Source organism: Allostigmatella hybrida (genome assembly GCF_020103775.1).
Lineage (GTDB): Bacteria > Myxococcota > Myxococcia > Myxococcales > Myxococcaceae > Hyalangium > Hyalangium aurantiaca.
The window spans coordinates 141,288-156,542 of sequence record NZ_JAHXBH010000003.1 but is presented as its reverse complement, the minus strand read 5'-3'; the positions used below and the strand labels follow the sequence as shown (position 1 = coordinate 156,542).

Genomic DNA, 15,255 nt, shown 5'->3' with positions numbered 1-15,255 from the left:
ATTGCTCCAGGGAGTCCGTGCCGGGTGTTGCTGGTGGGAAGCGGACTGCGCCTCCTGGCACGTCACCTCTTTCAAGGCGACCTGCTCGTCTCCGCCGGCGAGAGCAACTTCGCCGACGCCCTGGACACCGTAGAGGACCAGACCCCGGATGTCCTGCTCGTCGACCTGACGTCGATGGATGCCCTGGAGTCCATCGCGCAGGTGATGGCGGAGCGGCCCACCCCCATTCTCGCCATGAGCTCGGGGGTGCTGACGCGCGACCAGGCCTTCAAGGCCCTGGCGCTCGGAGCGCTCGACGTGGTGGAGCGCACGCCCGTGCCCGGCGCGGAGTTCTGGCATGGCATCGCGCGCCAGCTGGTGATGCTCTCGCAGGTGCGCGTGGTGCGGCACGTTCAGGGCAAGGTGCGCCGTCGGCCGCCGCCGCCCGTCGATGGGGCCGAGCCCCCGTTCCCCCTGGTGGCCATCGCCTCGTCGCTGGGCGGGCCCCGGGCGCTGTCCATCCTGCTGCGCAGCATCCCCAAGGACTTCCCGGCGGCGGTCTGCATCTGTCAGCACATCAGCGTGGGCTTCACGGAGGGCCTGGCGCACTGGCTGGCCTCGGAGACGGGCCTGCGGGTGATGGAGGCGCCCAACGAGGAGAAGATGGTGCCGGGCACGGCCTACATTGCCCCCTCGGGCGCCCACCTGGTGGTGCGGCCGGACGGGCGGCTCCTCTTGGATCCTCGCCCCCCGGTACGAGGCTTCCGGCCTTCGTGTGATCTCCTGCTATCCTCGGCCGCGGAGTCGTTTGGGCGCCGGTGTATCGGCGTCATTCTCACGGGCATGGGCAAGGACGGGGCGCGCGGGCTGAAGGAAATCCGTGAGCGGGGTGGAAGAACCATCGCCCAGAACGCGGAAACATGTGTTGTTTACGGAATGCCGCGTGAGGCGGTGCAGCTGGGCGCCGCGGAAGAGATCCTTCCGCTGGATCGGATCGGGCCAACACTCCTGGAGTGGGTGGAGACGTGCTGAACGTGAGCCAAAAGGCTTTGCAGCAGCTCGCCGCCCTCCTGCTGGAGCGGGCCGGTCTGAAAATTACCCCGGACGGTTACCACAGCCTCCGGCTGGCGCTGGCCACGCGCATGCCCGTGGCGGGCATCAGTGATCCCGAAGTGTATGTGCAGCGGCTCCGGGACGTCGGAGGAGAGCAGGAGCTGCGCTCGCTGGTGCCGCTGGTCACCGTGGGCCACACGGAGTTCTTCCGGGACCCCAAGCAGTTCCGGGCGCTGGAGCGCTTCATCTTGCCGCAGCTGCTGGCCAAGGCGCGGCGGGAGATGCGCCGGGTGTGCATCTGGTCCGCCGGGTGCGCCACGGGCGAGGAGCCGTACAGTGTCGCCATGGTCATGGCGGAGCTGGGGGCGCTGGCGGTCGAGGTGGACCTGTGGGCCACGGATCTCAACCTGGCCGCGGTGGAGTCCGCCCGGCTGGGGCGCTTCTCGGTGCGGCGCTCCTCGGGCATCTCCTCCGAGCGCCTGGAGCGCTTCTTCCACCCCGTGGAGGACGGGATGGAAGTGCAGTCCACGCTGCGCGAGTACGTGCGCTTCGAGGGGCAGAACCTCGCCGCGCCCTCGTTCGACGCGGTGACGCCGGGCTCGCTGGATCTCATCCTCTGCCGCAACGTCATCATCTACTTCGACCTGCCCACCATCCGCAGCCTGATGGACCGCTTCCTGGTGGCGCTGCGGCCCGGAGGGCTGCTCTTCCTGGGGTACTCGGAGAGCCTCTTCAAGGTCTATGACCGCTTCGAGATGATCGAGGTGGATGGGGCGTTCGTCTACCGGCGGCCCCTGCTGGGCGTGGCCCGTGCCGCCGCGGCGGCGACGCCCGCGCCGCTCACCACGCCGGTGCCGATGAGCGTCTCCTCACCCGGCATTCCCGCCACCGTCGTGACCCCGGCGGGAGGCTCCCTGCCGCGGCCCGCGCCCTCCTTGAGCCGCCTGCGTCCGCCGGATGCGCCCATGCCGATGAGCCCTTCGCCCCGGGCCTCGGTGCAGGAGCCCGCCGCCAGCCTGGCGAGCCGCGGCACCACCGAGCCGGTGCGCCCGGCGCGGCTCACGCTGGAGGGGACCCCCACGAATCCCCGCGGGGTGCGCACCACCGAGGTGCCCGGGGGGGCCAAGGCGTTTCCGCCCACCGAGCGGCTGAAGCAGGCGGTGCGCAAGATGATGCAGAGCGACTTCACGGCCGCCATCCACGACGTGGAGAAGCTGCTCATCGACGAGCCGGGCCACCTGGATGCGCTCTTGACGCTGGGCAACCTCTACTCGCTCACGGGCCGCATCTCCGAGGCGCGCGAGGCCTTTGCCCAGGCGCTGGTGCGCGAGCCGCTGTGCGTGGAGGCGCGGATCTTCGGCGGCGTGGCCGCGCTCCAGGCCGGCAACCTGGTGGAGGCGCGCTCCGAGCTGGGCAAGGCCCTGTTCCTGGAGCCCACGCTGGCGTTGGGCCACTACCTGCTCGCCCAGGTACAGGAGCGGACCCAGGATCGCGAGGGGGCCCGGCGCAGCTACCGCAACGCCATTGCCCAGCTGCGCTTCCCCCAGCGTCCGCTCGCGGGCCACTACCCGGACATCCCGGACTCAGCCGATGCCATTGCCCGGGTGGCCCGCTACGCGCTCGCGGCGCTGGAGGAGGAGGGGGGACACTAGTCCAAGGTGCTCTTCAGGTCCGTCAGGCTCTTGCCCGGATCCAGCACGGCCCCGAACTTCTTCTGCAGGTAGCTCTTCGCCTGGCTGCGCAGGAGCATGCCCGGGTCGGTGCCCTCGCCCTGCACGGCCTTGTCGGTGATGGTGAAGCTGGCATCCAGGTTGATGCCCATCACCTTGCCCATGAGCTTGGCGCCGTCACCGGCCCAGTCCGCCTTCACGCCGTACTTGCTGCCCCAGTACTGCAGGAGCTGCTCGACGCGCTTCTTCACTTCGTCCTTCGGCAGGGAGTGGGGAACCTCGAACTTCATCGTGCCCATTGCGTATGGCTCCTGATCTATGGCTCGTCTTGCCGGTTTAATGACGATGCGGCCAGAAGGGAACCGCCGTTTGCAGCAGGACGTGGGAAGTCAACAGCCCCCGGTTTCCCCCACGGGGAGTGGGGGGCGCTGAACGCATGAGGCCCTGGACGCGACAATTCGGCCTTGACGGGCAAGGGAGTGGACTAGGGTGAACGCAGGAAGGAGTTTGCGTGCCACACCTGAGAACCTGGAGTTGTCTCGCCTTCGCCATCGCCGTCCTGCTGCTGCCGGGAGCCGCCCGCGCCCAGCTGGAGGCCTTGCCTCCGCCCCCCCCGGACACGGGCTTTGCCCCCGAGGACACGGGCGTGCAGACCTCGCCCTCCGAGGACCCGGCGTACCTGCCCCCGCCTCCCGCGGAGCCGCAGGACGCGCCCCTGGCGCAGCCGCCGGACTCCAGTGCCCTGCGCACCGTTCCCCAGCCGCCCCTGACGGAGGACGGAACCGGGGCCCAGGCCTCCGCCCTGCGGCCCCCTCCGCCCCCGGAGACCCGGGGGCCCTTGCTGGATGGCCGGCCGCGTCAAGGCCCCTTCCTGTCCGGGCCGGGCAGCCTGACCTTCCTGCTGCACCACTCCTTGCTGGGCGCGGCGGGCGGGCTCTTCACCCAGGGCTTCGCCAACGACTTCGACTTCGACCGGGGCTCGCGCGAGGCCATGCTCGCGGGCACGCTCATCGGCGCGGGCCTGGGCTTTGGCGCGGCCGCCTGGTGGCAGTTCAACAACTGGGTGGACTACCCCACGGCCTACTTCGGGGTTCCCCACTCGGTGGTGGGTGGGGCGTTCCTGGGCGGGTTCATGCACCTGCTCTCGGATGACAAGGACGTGCTGGCCTGGTCCACCTTCGTGGGCGCGGAGCTGGGCGCGTGGCTTACCGCCACCGTGGGCGGCGGGCAGATGCCCCTCAACCATGGCCTGATGGTGACCTCCGGCGCGGGCTGGGGCCTGGCGTACAGCGCGCTGCTCTTGGCCATCGTTCACTTCTCCGGCTCGGACGTGAAGGGGGACACCTGGACGAACACCCTGCTCATTGCCCCGGGCATCGGGGCTGGGGCGCTGGCGCTGGCGACGCTGCAGTACAACCCGACGCCTGGGCAGATCCTCCGCGCGGACCTGTTCGGAGGCGGCGTGGGCGCCGTGGTGCTGCTGCTGTCCGGGCTCGTGCTCGGGGGCTTCGACCAGCCCACGCCCTACGTCCTGTCCTTCCTGGGCTCCGTGGGCGCCATCACCACCGTGAGCCTCCTGTGGGAGGAGAGCGTGGACCGGACCGCCATCTCCTCGTCGTCCCGGAAGCGGCCGTACAAAAACGTCTGGTGGTAGTCCCCCCGGGGAGCGGACGGCCAGACGGGCTGGCAGGAGGGAGCAGTCGGCCCCACCTTCACCTCGTATGGCGCGAGTCCTTCCGTTTCCCGCTCTCCTGTCGACGCTGGGTTCCCATCTGGAAACGGATGGGCCCCACTCCCGGGGTGTTCCCCGTCCCACGCACGTCCGGCCGTTGCTGGAAGCGCCCAACCCGGATGCCGAGTTGGGCCGCTGGCGCATGTCGGGGGCCGTCCTCAAGGACCCTCGTCCCGCGCTCTATGTCGTTGAAATTCAGGGGCCTGCGGGCGTCCTGGAGGGGCCTCCGGTCCGCTTCCTGCTGTGCTCGCTGACGCCGGACGCGGCGCCCCCGCTGGAGCACGAGCCCTACCGCCCTCGCTCCTGGTGTGCTGAGCCCACCGTCACCCTGGCGGCGGATGACCATGGCCTCCTGAGGGGTCTGCTGGCCGAGGCCGCCGCGCATGGCAGCCTGGTGTGGGAGGGGGCCCTGGACCGCTCACACGTGGTGCTGCGGCGCATCGAGCCCTCGCCGGTGTCCAAGCGCATCCAGGCCGTGCTCGACGAGGCGCCCATCCGCCCGCTGGCGGCGCTGGACGAGCAGCGCCCGACCCTGGCCGCCGTGGTGCCGCTGTCCGAGCCGGGGCTCCAGCTGGAGCCCATCCACCGTGCCCTCAAGGGCGTGGAGACCTTCAAGGAGGAGACATTCCTCACCCTGGTGGCGGCCTACGCCCGCATCTATGACCTGGACGAGCCGTTGACGTCGCCGCGAGGGCTGGCCACGGCGCGCGAGCGGCTGGGCACGCTCATCACCGGCCACCACGCGGTGCTGCTGGTGCTTCCGGAGGGGCGGGGGAAGATTCTCCGGTTCCGGCAAGGGTTGGATTTGGCACACCTGAAGGGTGCCCCGCGCAACCCCACGCTGCGCAGCCTGGACCTGGCGCTGCTCAACTCGCTGGTGCTGCGCACGGTATTGGGCATCCGGGAGCCGGAGGAGGCGGGCCACCCGCAGGTGTTCCCCATCCGTGAGCTCGGGGAGCTGGTGCAAGGGGTGGAGTCCGGGCTCTTCCAGGCGGGCTTCGCGCTCAATCCGCCCCCGGTGTGGGAGGTGAGGGCGGTCATGGAGGCGGCCGCCACGCTGCCGCCTCGCACGTTGCGCGTTGAACCCCAGCCGCCCGCGGGCCTCCTGTTCCTGGATCCCGAAGCCTAGACTTTTCTGGTGAGGCTTCCGTCGCCACAACAGCTGCTGGAGTTTCCCCAGAGCGTGCGGCTTGCCCTGAAGCCCATGCCCGGAGAGACGCTGGATGCGATCTGCGGTGGCGAGGTGCAGGTGCTCCAGCGGCGCGCGGGCTACCGCTTCTCGCTGGATCCCATCCTGCTGGCGCACTTCGCGGTCTTCGAGGCGGGGGCGCACCGGGGGCGGTTGATCGACTTGGGGACGGGCAGCGGCATCATTCCGCTCGTCCTGGCCAAGCGCCTGGGGCTGCGCGACGTGACGGGGCTGGAGCTGCAGCCGCGGCTGTACGCGCTGGCCGAGCGCAACGTGTACCTGAACCGCTGTGAGCAGCAGGTGACGCTGGTGCAGGGGGACCTGCGGCAGGTGTCCCAGTTCTTCGCTGCGGGGAGCTTCGGCCACGTGCTGTGCAATCCGCCGTACCGGGCCTGCACCACGGGGCGCAGCAGCATGACGCTGGAGAAGGCCCTCGCGCGGCACGAGGTGGCGTGCTCGCTGCAGGATGTGGCGGGGGCGGCCTGGCACCTGCTGACGCCCCGGGGAGGCTTGTCGCTGGTGTACCCGTCGGCGCGGTTCGCGGAGCTGGTGACGGTGCTGCGCGAGCACCGGCTGGAGCCGAAGACGGTGCGCATGGTGCACCCGCGCGCCGAGCGCCCCGCGAAGCTCGTGCTCCTGCACGCGGTGAAGGGGGGACGCGCGGACCTGAGGGTGCTGCCCCCCTTGGTGCTCCACGCCGAGGACGAGCATGCGTTCACCGAAGAGGTGAGCGCCATGGTGGGGTAGGGAGAATTCCAGCCGCTTCCGCGATGGCTCGGACATGCGTGACGGCCTGTGTGCCCTCCTTGCGAAGTGAGTGGCGTTTGGGCAGATGGCGCAACTTCCGCTCGACCTCGTCCAGCATCGAGAATGCCTCCCGGGCCTTCTTCGGGAAGTACGGCAACGACTGCACGAAGAGGCAGGCTACATGGACTTCGTGCGTGATGTCCGCGAAGCCAAGGCGCTGACAGCGCCGCAGAAGCGGGCCAAACTCCGCCCAGGTGACGCCAGGGGTATAAGCCTCGGTCAGGAGGGTTTTGGCGTTGATCTGCTGAATTTCCCGGCGAGCCGCAGGAGTCGGTGCCTCGCGCAGCAGCTTCCTCTCCTGCGAGAGAATCTCCCTCGCGAACTCCTTGAGCGGCACTTTCGCCTTGAGCAGTTGGAGGATGAGGCAATCCCGCCTGTCCCGGACGGAACGCCACCAATCCTCGCGTCTGGTTCGCATGGTCAGCCTCTTGGGCACGCAAAGCCGGTTGGGTTCACGTTCCTGGGTATCTATAAGCTCATGGGTTCGCTTCCCAGGAGGTCTCCTGTCTCCCCGTCTTGATCCGCGCCGTCTGGAAACCTTCCGGGTCGTGGCCCTCACCGGGCAGGTGTCTGCGGCCTCGCGGTTGCTGCATCTGTCGCAGCCTGCCGTTACCGCGCAGGTGCGTCAGCTCGAGCGAGAGTGTGGCCAGCCCTTGCTGATCCGCACCGCCCGGGGGGTTCAGGTCAATGACGCGGGGCGGGCCTTGCTCGAATATGCCCAGCGGCTCCACCAGCTCCTGGAGGAGGCTTCGCTGGCGGTCGCGGGAGAAGAGGCGCTGCAAGGGGAGCTGGTGCTGGCGGCGAGCACCACCATCGCCAGCTATGTCGTTCCGGAACTGCTGGCCTCCTTCGTCCGGGGACATCGGGGCTTGCAGGTGCGATTGGAGGTGGGCAACACCGCGCAGGTGCTCGGCTGGGTGGCCGAAGGCCAAGTGCCTCTAGGTTTGGTGGAAGGCCACGCGCGGGCGGCTCACATCCGGCTTGAGCGCTACTTGGACGATGAACTCGTGCCCGTGGTGTCCTCACGCGCCCCGGCGGAGTTGCTCCGGATACGAACCGTGGAGGCACTCCAACGGGTTCCCCTCATCTGGCGGGAGCCGGGCTCAGGCACCCGCGCCGTGCTGGAGCGCGCCCTGCGGAAAGCAGGGGTGCGCCGGGGACTTCAGGCAGGCGATCTCCAGATGGGCAGCACCGAGGCCATCAAGGGTGCGGTGGCCCTGGGGCTCGGGGTGGGGTTCTTGTCGCGGTGGAGCATTCAGGAGGAACTGGCGTCTGGCCGGCTCCAGCGCCTGGCCGTGCCGGGACTGACCGTGGCCCGTGCTTTTTCCTGGGTCTTGCCGGTGGAGGCGCCGTCAGGGCTCGCGGGCCACTTCCTGCGCCATGCCCGGGCCGTGCCCCCACAGCGCTAGCCTTGGACAACGCCCAAGCTCAACCCGGCCATGCACACCCAGAGCCCCACGCCCATGGCCAGGGGCCTCAGCCCCACAGCGCGCAGCGTCCCTGAGGTGAGGTTCGCGCCCAGGAGAAACAGCGTCAGGACCAGTACCTGTTTGGACACCAGGGCCACCGTGTGGCCCACCGGCTGGAGCGGGGGAATCCACGTCACCAGGGCCGAGGCCAGGACGAAGCCGAGGATGAACCAGGGCTTGCGCGCCTTGCCCGGGTTCTCCTGTCCCTGGGTCTTGCGTTGCCAGGCTTCGAGCGCCAGCGCCAGCGGGGCGATCCACAAGGCGCGGGCCAGCTTCACCGTCGTGGCCACCTCCAGCGCCTCGGCGCCGTATTGCAGGGCCGCGCCCACCACGGAGCTGGTGTCGTGGATGGCCAGCGCGCACCAGCGCCCAAACTGGATCGCGTCCAGTCCCACCGCGTGCCCCACGGCGGGGAAGACGAAGAGCGCCACCGCGTTGAGCAGGAACACCGTGCCCAGCGCCACGGACACTTCCTGCTCCTTCGGACGAAGCACGGGAACCACGGCGGCGATCGCGCTGCCCCCACAGATGGCCGTGCCGATGCTGATGAGCAGGCCTACGCTCCGGGACACCCGGAACATCCGGGCCAGCACCGCCCCCAGGAGCAGGCACACGCTGATGCTCACCAGCGTGGTGACGAGGCCCTGGGCCCCTGCGTGGACCACCGCCCGCAGGTCCATTCCCGCCCCCAGTCCCACGACGGCGAGCGACAGCAGCACGGGCATGGCCCGCCGGGTGTGCTTCGCGTAGGGGTTGCCTACCGTGAGCGCCACCGCGCCTCCGCCCACCAGCGCGAGGCCCGTGGAGGCGAAGGGCAGGAGGCTGAGGGCCGCGCCCAGCGGCACCAGCACATGCCCCAGGCTCCAGCGTCTCTGGGTCTCCGCAGAAGGGGAGGGGGCGGAAGGATTCACCCTCCCAAGATGTGCCAGGACCTATCCACGGACCAGACGGAAGAACCGATGAGCCATCCGTTTTTTGGATGGCTCGCCCGTGCGTCAGCGGCGCCGCTGCCGTCCCCGGAAGTGCCGGTCGAGCCAGTCCTCCGCCCGCGTCCAGGCCTCCCGGGCCTCGGGGGAGAGTGACCCGGCAAGCTCCTGCTGCCGGGCCCGTTGCAGCACGGCCCGGGGGGCCTCTGGTGTGGGCGCGGGCAACAGGGCCTCCACCGCCTGGATGCGCGCGTGCGCCTCGTCAATTACCGGAAGGGCTTCCTTCAGGGACACCTCGCCCTCGGCAAGGGCGCCGAAGAGGGTGCAGTGGTAACGGCGGCAGCCCTCGGGCCGGTCCCCATAGATGCTGCACACGCGCCCCTGGAGCGCGTCGCAGTGCTGGGCGAGCGCCGGAGAGCCGTCCTTCCGGGCCACCACCGTCAGCGACAGCCGGCGCATCGTGTCCGCCTCGGGACCTTGCAAGGGAACGTGGTCAAAGAGGTTCCCGTCGCAGCACAGGCCACAGTGCAGGCAGAGGGCCGACAGGTCCGTCACGGCCGCGGGCCCGCGTCCTGCTCCACGGGCTTGTCTTCCCGGCACGCCGCGAGCCGCTCTTCGAGGACCTGCAGCGGCAGCGCCACCTCCAGCTTGAACTCGGAGCCGTCAGGTTGCACCCGAGCGAAGTCCAGCAGCCGGGCCAGGTCCTCCTCACCTTCGGCCTGGGCCTTGATCCGTGCCATCGACAGCATGCCTCCCAGGGACTTGCCCAGGTCTTTCACCTTCGCCTCATCGGCGCCCCGGATGTTCGCCACCATCGCCACGTCCGAGCGGGCATCCAGGTGGAGTTCCACCGTGTCGGCCAGCTCCTTCAGCCGTCCGGCCAGCTCCTGCTGATCCGGGGGCAGCAGCCGGGCGATTTGCTCCACCGCGAGCACCCCATACATCTCTCCGTAGGTGTTCTCCTCGGAGATGATGGAGGGCTCGTCCGGGCCTCGCCCTTCGACCTGGTCGATGAGGCCCTTCAGGACATCCGGCGAGCTGCCCACCATGAGGAGCTGGTTGTTCCAGGTGGCCAGGGACCGGGAGAACCGTCCCCGCGCCACCCCGCCGTCCTCCTGGGGCATGACCCACGTGCCCGGCTCGTAGACCCGGGCATCGGCGCCGTAGTCCATGGAGACGTTCTCCTGGAGCACGTCCTTGAAGCGCGCCTTCGAAAAGTCCCCCGACAGCATGATGCCGTCATCCGTGATGACCAGCCGATCCAGGTCTTTCAGGGGATCGATGCCGCTGAACTGCTTGAACTGCTCCAGGTCCTTGCCCCCATCGCGCATCAGGCAGGCCAGCAGCAGCTCCCCGATGGGAGAGTGGCGCAGGGCGTTGGTCTCGATGACCACCGCGGAGCGGCCCTTGCCCCGGGGAAGGGCGGCGAGCAGCGGATCCCGGGGCCGCTCGGGCCTTGCCGGCTCCGTTCCCGCCACCACCACGGGGGCCGCTTGCGTCCGGCGCTTCTCGGCGCGCTGCCAGTCCTCGCGCCGCATGCGGCGCGGGAAGGTGACCTGGGGGGCCTCGGCCTGGGGGATTTCGTCGCCCGAGCCCGTGAACATCAGTCCCGCGCCCAGCGCCAGCAGCACCAAGGCCAGGGCCAGCCATATGCCACGCCGCCGGTTCATCAGTAGTCCTTTCCTTCGAAGTGCCAGAAGCCCACCGTCAGGATGCCCAGCCCGAACACGAAGACACCCACGAGCAGCATCCCCAGGGACTTCACCTCCAGGGGTTGCGAGGTAGCCAGGTCCGCGGAGGCATTGGCCAGGGACGACAGCCGGGGCAGCGCCAGCGTCACCGCCTGGAAGATCTCCCGGCTCGCCCCCTCTTCGAACACCGGGGCGATGGAAGTGCGGAACCCCGCGATGATGCCGCTCACCAGCGCCAGGCCCCCCGTGGCCGCGCACAACGCGGCGCTGCGCACCACCGTGGCCGTGGTCAACATCACCGCGTACACCGCCGCGAAGCTCACGCACGCCAGCAGCGCCGCGATCAACGGCCCCGCCGTCCAGTAGCCCGTCTTCACCCCGAGGATGAGCACCAATCCTCCCGAGCCATAGAGCGCCCCGCACAGCATCATCGTCAGCACCCCGAGGAAGGTGCCCGCGAGGATGTGCCAGCGCTGGAGGGGCAGGGCGAGCAGGTGCTCGATGCGGCCCGGGGACATCAGGCTGGGCGCGAAGTCCGAGCAGGCGACGATGCCGAAGAGCATGCCTCCATAGAAGACGGTATAGGCGCAGACCTGGAACAGCGGCCGCAGCGCCACATCCACCGCGCGGATGCTGGTGCCGATGTCCTGGCCAAAGAGGCGCGTCGCGGCCAGGGCCCCATCCAGCACCTCCAGCCGCAGGCTCAGCGACAGGACGAGCAGCAGCAGGGTGATGCCGATGACGAAGGCCAGGATGAACTTGCGTGAGGCGGCCTCCCGCAGCACGTAACCGGCGATTCCGAGGATGGGACTCATGCCGCTTCTCCCAGGGTGGAGGCCAGCACGGACTCGAGATCCTGCCCATCGCGCTTGAGTTCCAGCAGCAGTGCCCCGGCCGCGCGCGCCCGGTCCAGCGCGGTGTTCAGCACCACCGGATCCTCCGCTTCGAGCTGGTACACGCCCTCGGTGCCGCTTCGCTGGAAGCCCGAGGCCAGCACGGCTTCCTCCGGGCCCGGGGCGAAGCGCACCATCCACCGAGGCCGGGGCCGCGCCAGCTCGTCGAGCCGTCCCTCGCGCATCACCCGTCCACTCGCGAGGATGGCCACCCGGTCACACACCCGCTCCGTCTCCGCCAGCAGGTGCGAGTTGAGGAACAGCGTGGTGCCGCGCCGCACCTCTTCCTGGAGAATCCCACGCACCTCCACCCGGCCCAGGGGATCAATCCCGTCGGTGGGCTCGTCCAGCACCAGCAGGGCCGGGGCGCCGAGCAGCGCCGCCGCCAGCCCGAGCCGCTGCCGCATGCCCTTGGAGTACCCCCCAATGCGCCGCCCCTGGGCGGCCTCCAGCCCCACGCGCTCCAGCAGCCGCCGGTGCTGCGCCGCGTCGGGCGCGAGGCCCTTGAGCTGCGCCACCGTGCGCAGGAACGCGGGCGCCGTCCACGCGCCGGGCAGGTGCAGGCGCTCGGGCAGGTAGCCAATCCGCGCGCGGATGCGGGGATCCTCCGGCGAGCCACCCAGCACCCGCACCGCGCCCGCCGTGGGCTGGACGATGCCGAGGATGGACTTGATGAACGTCGTCTTCCCCGCGCCGTTGGGGCCAATCAGGCCGAAGGCACAGCCCTCGGGGACCGTGAGGTTCACCCCCCGCAGTGCTTCCTGGCCCCGGCGGCCAAAGGCCCGCCGGTAAACCTTATGAAGACCAACGACTTCGATGGCTGGCACGGACACCCTCTGGAGACGGCGCAGGCGGCAGGCGATTGCGGCGCCCGCGACCGCGTCAAGCGCGTCAGGCCCTACGCGGTTCTGGAGAGGAGGATACGCAGAAGCCACGCGGGAAAATCCGCCGCCTGTCCAGTTTTCGCGCCTTTCGGCCCGGGGCCCCGTTGGTCCGTTCCGTGCAACAGTGAATCCCGGAACACCGGAGAAACACGCATGAACTGGGTAGAACTGGTGAAGCAGGAGCTGGCGCAGGCGCAGCGCGAACTGAAGGCCGCCCAGGAGGGACTGCGGGCGGGCACGGAGGCGGCGCGCACCCGCTATGCCCGGGCGCTCCACGAGGCGGAGCGGGCCCTGGGCCGCGCATCGCTGGCGGGGCGGGATCCCCGCTGGGGCCAGACGATCTGAGTCACTTCCGGGTGCAGTGCGCCCGGACCAGCTCCAGCAGGGCCGAGGGGGCGAAGGGCTTGCGCAGGCAGGCCTCCACGCCCACGGGCGCCGGACTCTCGCTGGCCGTCATCGCCACCACCGGCAGGCGGCACCGGCTGGGGTGTTCCTTCAGCCGGGAGATGAACTCGTCTCCCGACATCAACGGCATCCACAAGTCCACCAGGACGAGGCACGGAAGTCCGAGGCAGGCCAGCACCTGGAGCGCCTCCTTGCCGTTGGCCGCCGCCGCCACGTGGAAGCCCGCCTCCTCCAGCAGTCCGGACAACGCGTCCCGGATGCCGGGATCATCCTCGATGATGAGCAGCGGACCGCGCCGCGTCAGAGGAGTGCCGCTCACGCTCTGACTGACCTCGAGAGACGCGCCCACAGTGCTCATTGTTGAGTTCCTCGCGTTGGGAGGCCAGGGTCGACATCGCGGGCTTCGCCGGCAAGTGCCACAGGGCAATGGCTCTGGCATGCTCTGAACAAGATTCCAAGCGCACTCTGATCTGAAGGGGGGGAGGGACCGCGCTGATGAGCGTTCACGGGCGAGGGTTCCATGCGCGGAACAGTGTTGCTGTTGGAAGATGATGTGGATGTCCGGGATGCGGTGGCAGGCGTACTGGAGGACGCCGGGTTTCGCGTGGCCACGGCCGCGAACGGCCGCGAGGGCCTTCAGGTGCTCGCTCAGGACACCACACCCTGTCTCATCGTCCTGGACCTGTGGATGCCCATCCTGTCCGGGCGTGAGTTTCTCGCGCAGCTTCAGGCCGAGCCCGAGAAGTCCTCCCTGCCCGTCGTGCTGATGACCGCCAGCGACAGCGCGCCCCCGTCGGGCGTGGTGGAGTGCCTGCGCAAGCCTTTCGGGATTTCCCAGTTGGTGAAGACGGTGGAGAAGCACTGCCTCAAGGTCAACCGGGCCGCCTGAGGGGCCGTGGGCTTGCCGCCTGCCGGGGAGGCGGCCTCCAGCGGTGAAGACGTGGCGGGCACCCGGTCTCGGTTTATACCGTGCACCCCATGGCTTTCCCCATCCATCGCCCCCGCCGCCTGCGCCGCTCCGCCGTCCTCCGGGACATGGTGCGTGAGACGTCGCTGGCCCCCTCGGACTTCATCTACCCGCTCTTCGTCGTGGAGGGCCGGGACGTGCGCCGTCCCATCTCCTCCATGCCTGGCATCTTCAACCTCTCGGTGGAGCACGCCGTCGCCGAGGCGAAGCAGGCCCAGGCGCTGGGGGTTCCCTCCATCATCCTGTTCGGCATTCCGGACCAGAAGGATGCGCGCGCCACGCAGGCCTACGCCCGGGACGGCATCGTCCAGCGCGCCATCCGCGCCGTGAAGGAGGCCGTTCCCGAGATGCAGGTCATCGCGGACGTGTGCCTCTGCGAGTACACGGACCATGGCCACTGCGGCGTGATTGACGGGGGCCACGTGGCCAACGACGCGACGCTGCCCCTGCTGGCGCAAATGGCCGTCACCTGCGCCCAGGCCGGCGCGGACATCATCGCCCCCTCGGACATGATGGACGGGCGCGTGCTCGCCCTGCGCAAGGCGATGGACGAGGTGGGGCAGGTGGACACGCCCATCCTGTCGTATGCGGTCAAATATGCCTCCGGCTTTTACGGTCCCTTCCGGGAGGCGGCCCAGAGCGCGCCCCAGTTCGGCGACCGCCGCGGCTACCAGATGGACCCGGGCAACGCGCGCGAGGCCCTGCACGAGCTGGCGCAGGATCTCGCCGAGGGCGCCGACATGGTCATGGTCAAGCCCGCGCTGTCCTACCTGGACATCATCCACCGGGTGAAGGAGCGCTGTGATGTGCCCGTGGCCGCCTACAACGTCTCCGGCGAGTACGCCATGCTCAAGGCCGCCGCCCAGAACGGGTGGGTGGATGGCGATCGGGTGATGATGGAGATTCTCACCTCCATCAAGCGCGCCGGGGCGGACCTCATCCTGACCTACCACGCCCTGGAGGCCGCCAAGCTCCTGTAGGCGACACCCGGGGGAGGCAGGCCTGTGCACCTGCTTGATCGCGCCCCGGACTGCGCGCAAAGTGATCGGCGGACAATCGATGCCCACTCAGAAGAAGCGGCCGAAACGCAAGCAGGCAAAACCCCCGCCTGAACGCCCTCGCCGGGCCCGGCCCTCGCCCAAGGTGGGCGCGGGCCCCGTGCTCCGGGCGCCGGGTCCCCTCCAGTACAAGGTCGTCGAGCTGTCCACGGTGGACGAGGGCTCCCTGGAGCGCACCGTCAACCAGTGGGTGAGGCAGGGCTGGAACCTCGATGGCGTGCAGTTCGCCATGCGCGAGTCCTCCAAGCGGCCCGCCATGGCCTTCGTCTTCCTCACCCGCGAGGGGGACGCCGCCGCGCACGACGCGGAGGAGGCCCGCGAGCGGCTGATGCGGCTGTCCGAGACGGGCTCGCTCACGGCGGAGCTGGCCGCGGACCATGCCCGGGTGCACGCCAAGCGCACGCAGGGCCGGGGGCTGCCCATCAGCGCGCACGAGCGGCTGGCCCAGCTCGCGGGGCTGGATGAGGCGGAGCCGCCCGAGCGCGGCCTCATCCTGGAGCCCGAGGAGTGAGCCCCGCCCCTCACCGTGTCC

Annotated in this window: 18 protein-coding genes; 10 read left to right on the top strand and 8 right to left on the bottom strand. The window is 69.8% G+C overall.

The features are described 5' to 3' along the window. Positions 1-24 precede the first annotated feature (24 nt). Both KY661_RS07755 and KY661_RS07750 read left to right on the top strand, forming a co-directional pair. Entirely contained in the window at positions 25-1,011 is a 987-nt protein-coding gene (locus tag KY661_RS07755) for a chemotaxis protein CheB (protein WP_225409600.1), read from the top strand. Then, positions 1,005-2,684 (top strand): CheR family methyltransferase, encoded by a 1,680-nt coding sequence (locus KY661_RS07750; protein WP_225409599.1) that lies wholly within the window; start codon positions 1,005-1,007, stop codon positions 2,682-2,684. The genes KY661_RS07755 and KY661_RS07750 overlap by 7 nt, the downstream gene beginning before the upstream one ends. Here the strand turns inward: KY661_RS07750 and KY661_RS07745 are convergent. After that, positions 2,681-3,001, bottom strand: coding sequence for a polyhydroxyalkanoic acid system family protein (locus KY661_RS07745; RefSeq protein WP_075005230.1), 321 nt, complete (start codon positions 2,999-3,001; stop codon positions 2,681-2,683). The two genes, KY661_RS07750 and KY661_RS07745, sit on opposite strands and share 4 nt — an antisense overlap. A gap of 212 nt (positions 3,002-3,213) precedes the next feature. On the opposite strand from KY661_RS07745, the gene KY661_RS07740 reads away from it, so the two are divergent. The 3 genes from KY661_RS07740 (at position 3,214) to KY661_RS07730 (ending at position 6,370) form a co-directional block, all read left to right on the top strand. Next, positions 3,214-4,356, top strand: coding sequence for an alanine and proline-rich secreted protein Apa (locus tag KY661_RS07740; protein ID WP_225409598.1), 1,143 nt, complete (start codon positions 3,214-3,216; stop codon positions 4,354-4,356). Between the two features lie 67 nt (positions 4,357-4,423). After that, the gene (locus KY661_RS07735; protein ID WP_225409597.1) at positions 4,424-5,563 is read left to right on the top strand and encodes a DUF1015 family protein; all 1,140 of its coding nucleotides are present in this window, start codon (positions 4,424-4,426) and stop codon (positions 5,561-5,563) included. A gap of 54 nt (positions 5,564-5,617) precedes the next feature. Further along, positions 5,618-6,370 (top strand): tRNA1(Val) (adenine(37)-N6)-methyltransferase, encoded by a 753-nt coding sequence (locus KY661_RS07730; protein WP_225409596.1) that lies wholly within the window; start codon positions 5,618-5,620, stop codon positions 6,368-6,370. On the opposite strand, the gene KY661_RS07725 is transcribed toward KY661_RS07730, so the two are convergent. After that, the gene (locus KY661_RS07725; protein WP_225409595.1) at positions 6,339-6,848 is read right to left on the bottom strand and encodes a hypothetical protein; all 510 of its coding nucleotides are present in this window, start codon (positions 6,846-6,848) and stop codon (positions 6,339-6,341) included. The genes KY661_RS07730 and KY661_RS07725 overlap by 32 nt on opposite strands. A gap of 85 nt (positions 6,849-6,933) precedes the next feature. Here KY661_RS07725 and KY661_RS07720 point away from each other — a divergent pair, with 85 nt between their 5' ends. Next, positions 6,934-7,839 carry a LysR family transcriptional regulator gene (locus KY661_RS07720; protein WP_225409794.1) on the top strand — a complete coding sequence of 302 codons (906 nt, stop codon included), beginning with the start codon at positions 6,934-6,936 and terminating at the stop codon, positions 7,837-7,839. Here KY661_RS07720 and KY661_RS07715 read toward each other — a convergent pair. The 5 genes from KY661_RS07715 to KY661_RS07695 form a co-directional block, all read right to left on the bottom strand. Continuing rightward, entirely contained in the window at positions 7,836-8,750 is a 915-nt protein-coding gene (locus KY661_RS07715) for a YeiH family protein (RefSeq protein ID WP_225409594.1), read from the bottom strand. The two genes, KY661_RS07720 and KY661_RS07715, sit on opposite strands and share 4 nt — an antisense overlap. Positions 8,751-8,894: 144 nt before the next feature. After that, positions 8,895-9,380: a YkgJ family cysteine cluster protein gene (locus tag KY661_RS07710; RefSeq protein WP_225409593.1), complete on the bottom strand. Its 486-nt coding sequence runs from the start codon at positions 9,378-9,380 to the stop codon at positions 8,895-8,897. Next, on the bottom strand, positions 9,377-10,495 hold the full coding sequence (locus tag KY661_RS07705) for a hypothetical protein (protein WP_225409592.1): 1,119 nt from the start codon (positions 10,493-10,495) through the stop codon (positions 9,377-9,379). Before KY661_RS07705 ends, KY661_RS07710 begins: the two co-directional genes overlap by 4 nt. Beyond that, a complete protein-coding gene (locus KY661_RS07700; RefSeq protein ID WP_225409591.1) occupies positions 10,495-11,331 on the bottom strand; it encodes a hypothetical protein in 837 nt (278 codons plus the stop codon). Before KY661_RS07700 ends, KY661_RS07705 begins: the two co-directional genes overlap by 1 nt. After that, the gene (locus KY661_RS07695) at positions 11,328-12,236 is read right to left on the bottom strand and encodes an ABC transporter ATP-binding protein (RefSeq protein ID WP_225409590.1); all 909 of its coding nucleotides are present in this window, start codon (positions 12,234-12,236) and stop codon (positions 11,328-11,330) included. Before KY661_RS07695 ends, KY661_RS07700 begins: the two co-directional genes overlap by 4 nt. A gap of 210 nt (positions 12,237-12,446) precedes the next feature. On the opposite strand from KY661_RS07695, the gene KY661_RS07690 reads away from it, so the two are divergent. Continuing rightward, a complete protein-coding gene (locus tag KY661_RS07690; protein ID WP_075005238.1) occupies positions 12,447-12,638 on the top strand; it encodes a hypothetical protein in 192 nt (63 codons plus the stop codon). 1 nt (position 12,639) lies between these two features. Here KY661_RS07690 and KY661_RS07685 read toward each other — a convergent pair whose 3' ends face one another. Next, the gene (locus KY661_RS07685; RefSeq protein ID WP_225409589.1) at positions 12,640-13,056 is read right to left on the bottom strand and encodes a response regulator; all 417 of its coding nucleotides are present in this window, start codon (positions 13,054-13,056) and stop codon (positions 12,640-12,642) included. 162 nt (positions 13,057-13,218) lie between these two features. Here KY661_RS07685 and KY661_RS07680 point away from each other — a divergent pair, with 162 nt between their 5' ends. The 3 genes from KY661_RS07680 to KY661_RS07670 all read left to right on the top strand — a co-directional run bounded on the left by KY661_RS07680 (position 13,219) and on the right by KY661_RS07670 (position 15,234). Continuing rightward, on the top strand, positions 13,219-13,587 hold the full coding sequence (locus KY661_RS07680; protein WP_225409588.1) for a response regulator: 369 nt from the start codon (positions 13,219-13,221) through the stop codon (positions 13,585-13,587). Between the two features lie 89 nt (positions 13,588-13,676). Continuing rightward, positions 13,677-14,645: a porphobilinogen synthase gene (gene hemB / locus KY661_RS07675; protein WP_225409587.1), complete on the top strand. Its 969-nt coding sequence runs from the start codon at positions 13,677-13,679 to the stop codon at positions 14,643-14,645. A gap of 79 nt (positions 14,646-14,724) precedes the next feature. Continuing rightward, on the top strand, positions 14,725-15,234 hold the full coding sequence (locus KY661_RS07670; protein ID WP_075005241.1) for a hypothetical protein: 510 nt from the start codon (positions 14,725-14,727) through the stop codon (positions 15,232-15,234). Positions 15,235-15,255 lie beyond the last annotated feature (21 nt).

Coding starts and splice junctions, on each gene's coding strand:
- KY661_RS07745 (WP_075005230.1), bottom strand. CDS start 3,001: ATGGGCACGATGAAGTTCGAGGTTCCCCACTCCCTGCCGAAGGACGAA.
- KY661_RS07735 (WP_225409597.1), top strand. CDS start 4,424: ATGGCGCGAGTCCTTCCGTTTCCCGCTCTCCTGTCGACGCTGGGTTCC.
- KY661_RS07725 (WP_225409595.1), bottom strand. CDS start 6,848: ATGCGAACCAGACGCGAGGATTGGTGGCGTTCCGTCCGGGACAGGCGG.
- KY661_RS07705 (WP_225409592.1), bottom strand. CDS start 10,495: ATGAACCGGCGGCGTGGCATATGGCTGGCCCTGGCCTTGGTGCTGCTG.
- KY661_RS07700 (WP_225409591.1), bottom strand. CDS start 11,331: ATGAGTCCCATCCTCGGAATCGCCGGTTACGTGCTGCGGGAGGCCGCC.
- KY661_RS07690 (WP_075005238.1), top strand. CDS start 12,447: ATGAACTGGGTAGAACTGGTGAAGCAGGAGCTGGCGCAGGCGCAGCGC.
- KY661_RS07685 (WP_225409589.1), bottom strand. CDS start 13,056: ATGAGCACTGTGGGCGCGTCTCTCGAGGTCAGTCAGAGCGTGAGCGGC.
- KY661_RS07680 (WP_225409588.1), top strand. CDS start 13,219: ATGCGCGGAACAGTGTTGCTGTTGGAAGATGATGTGGATGTCCGGGAT.
- hemB (WP_225409587.1), top strand. CDS start 13,677: ATGGCTTTCCCCATCCATCGCCCCCGCCGCCTGCGCCGCTCCGCCGTC.
- KY661_RS07670 (WP_075005241.1), top strand. CDS start 14,725: ATGCCCACTCAGAAGAAGCGGCCGAAACGCAAGCAGGCAAAACCCCCG.